The following is a 2,836-nucleotide window of genomic DNA, read 5'->3' as shown; positions in this document are numbered from 1 at the left end:
GGGGAGGACAACCCGGGGAACTGAAACATCTAAGTACCCGGAGGAGAGGAAATCAATCTCGAGACTCCCCGAGTAGCGGCGAGCGAAAGGGGACCGATGGCCAAACCGTCGAGCGGGCATACCCGGCAGGGGTTCCGCCGACGGGGTTGCAGGGCCGCGCATCCGGGGGCTGCCGCCCCCGGGCGCAGGTCCGGCTGGGGAGCGGAACGGCATGGGAGGGCCGGCCGCAGCGGGTGACAGCCCCGTACGCGAACCCAGACCGGACGGCGCGACGCGGTCCCTGAGTAGGGCCGGGCACGTGAAACCCGGTCCGAACCTGGGTGGACCACCATCCAAGCCTGAGTACTACCCTGTGACCGATAGCGCACCAGTACCGTGAGGGAAAGGTGAAAAGCACCCCGGGAGGGGAGTGAAACAGTACCTGAAACCGTGCGCCCACGAGCAGTCGGAGCACCTTTATGGTGTGACGGCGTGCCTTTTGTAGAATGAGCCAGCGAGTCGCTGGCGCGGGGCGAGGTTAACCGAAAGGGAGCCGGAGCGAAAGCGAGCCTTAACAGGGCGACTTGAGTCCCGCGCCGCGGACGCGAAGCCGGGTGAGCTATCCGTGGGCAGGCTGAAGCGGGGGTAAGACCCCGTGGAGGGCCGAACGCACGTCGGTTGAAAACGGCGGCGATGACCTGCGGATAGGGGTGAAAGGCCAATCAAACCCGGAGATATCTCGTTCTCCCCGAAATAGCTTTAGGGCTAGCGTCGCGCGTTCACCGCCGGAGGTAGAGCACCGGATGGACGAGGGGGCTTCGCCGCCTACCGAATCCAACCGAACTCCGAATGCCGGCGGCCCAGAGCGCGGCAGTCAGAGCATGTGGGCTAAGCTGTGTGCTCGAGAGGGAAACAGCCCGGACCGCCCGCTAAGGTCCCCAAGTTCCAGCCGAGTGGCAAAGGATGTGCGTCCGCCCAGACAACCAGGATGTTGGCTTAGAAGCAGCCATCCATTCAAAGAGTGCGTAACAGCTCACTGGTCGAGTGGACATGCGCCGACAATACACGGGGCTAAGCTGGACACCGAAGCGGCGGGATTTTAATTCATTAGAATCGGTAGGGGAGCTTCCCATGGGCGGAGAAGCCGGAGGGCGACCGACGGTGGAGCGCATGGGAGTGAGAATGCTGGCATGAGTAGCGAGAGACGAGAGAGTAACTCGTCCGCCGTGAACCCGAGGTTTCCTGGGCAAGGCTAATCCTCCCAGGGTCAGTCGGGGGCTAAGGCGAGGCCGGTAGGCGTAGCCGACGCGCAGCAGGCAGACATTCCTGCACCGCGCACGCGGCGCTACGACCGACGGGGCGACGGATGGGGGTGGCTCGGCGGGGTTCTGGACGTCCCCGTGATGGAGCGCGGCCCGCGGACCAGGGAAATCCGGTCCGCAGGAGGGCGAGGCTCCGGACGAAGCGACTGAGCGAAGCGAGTGAGCCCGAGGTCCCTAGAAAAACCCCTAGGCAGGCGCGTGCGCGCCCGTACCGCAAACCGACACAGGTGGGTGGGTAGAACATACCGAGGCGATCGGGTCAACCATGGTCAAGGAACTCGGCACAATGGCCCCGTAACTTCGGGAGAAGGGGTGCCCGCGCGTACGTGAACGGACTTGCTCCGGGAGCGGAGGCGGGCCGCAGTGGAGAGGCCCAAGCGACTGTTTACCAAAAACACAGGACTCTGCAGAAGCCGCAAGGCGACGTATAGGGTCTGACGCCTGCCCGGTGCCGGAAGGTCACGCGGAGGAGTTAGCCGATTCGGCGAAGCCCCGAAGCCAAGCCCCGGTAAACGGCGGCCGTAACTATAACGGTCCTAAGGTAGCGAAATTCCTTGTCGGGTAAGTTCCGACCTGCACGAAAGGCGCAACGACTTGGGCGCTGTCTCGACCATGGACCCGGTGAAATTGCACTGGTCGTGAAGATGCGACTTACCCGCGGAAGGACGGAAAGACCCCGTGAACCTTCACTGCAGCTTGGCATTGGCCGCTGGTCCCGCGTGTAGAGGATAGGCAGGAGGCATCGATCCGGAGGCGCCAGCCCCCGGGGAGCCGCCCTTGGAATACTGCCCTCGCGCGACCGGCGTCCTAACCCGAGGCCGTCAACCGGCTCGGGGACCGTGCCAGGCGGGCAGTTTGACTGGGGCGGTCGCCTCCTAAAGGGTAACGGAGGCGCGCGAAGGTCCGCTCGGGACGGTCGGCAACCGTCCTTTTGAATGCAAGAGTACAAGCGGGCTTGACTGCGAGGCCCACAAGCCGAGCAGGTGCGAAAGCAGGCTCTAGTGATCCGGCGGCCCCGAGTGGGTGGGCCGTCGCTCAACGGATAAAAGGTACTCCGGGGATAACAGGCTGATCTTGCCCAAGAGTCCACATCGACGGCAAGGTTTGGCACCTCGATGTCGGCTCATCGCATCCTGGGGCTGGAGCAGGTCCCAAGGGTACGGCTGTTCGCCGTTTAAAGCGGTACGCGAGCTGGGTTCAGAACGTCGTGAGACAGTTCGGTCCCTATCCTCCGTGGGCGCAGGAGAATCGATGGAGGCTGCCCCCAGTACGAGAGGACCGGGGTGGACGCACCTCCGGTGAACCGGTTGTCGACCAACGGCACGGCCGGGTAGCCGCGTGCGGCGCGGATAACCGCTGAAGGCATCTAAGCGGGAAGCCGTTCCAGGGATTAGTTCTCCTTCCGGTAAGGGCCCAGGTAGACTACCTGGTCGATAGACGGCAGGTGCAAGGACGGCGACGTCCTCAGCCGAGCCGCACTAATCGCCCGAGCTCTTCCGGAACCGCACCTCGCGGCCCGCGGGACTGAGCGCTCA

General features: G+C 64.2%; 1 rRNA gene. It reads left to right on the top strand.

Features of this window, described 5'->3' with window-relative positions:
- A 23S ribosomal RNA gene (locus GPK39_RS08460) occupies nucleotides 1-2,804 on the top strand; the annotation flags it as partial.
- Nucleotides 2,805-2,836 lie beyond the last annotated feature (32 nt).

The sequence above is a fragment of the Collinsella aerofaciens genome (assembly GCF_018785245.1).
In the GTDB taxonomy this organism is placed as follows: Bacteria; Actinomycetota; Coriobacteriia; order Coriobacteriales; family Coriobacteriaceae; genus Collinsella; species Collinsella aerofaciens_AD.
This window is presented reverse-complemented; position numbering and strand designations above follow the sequence as displayed.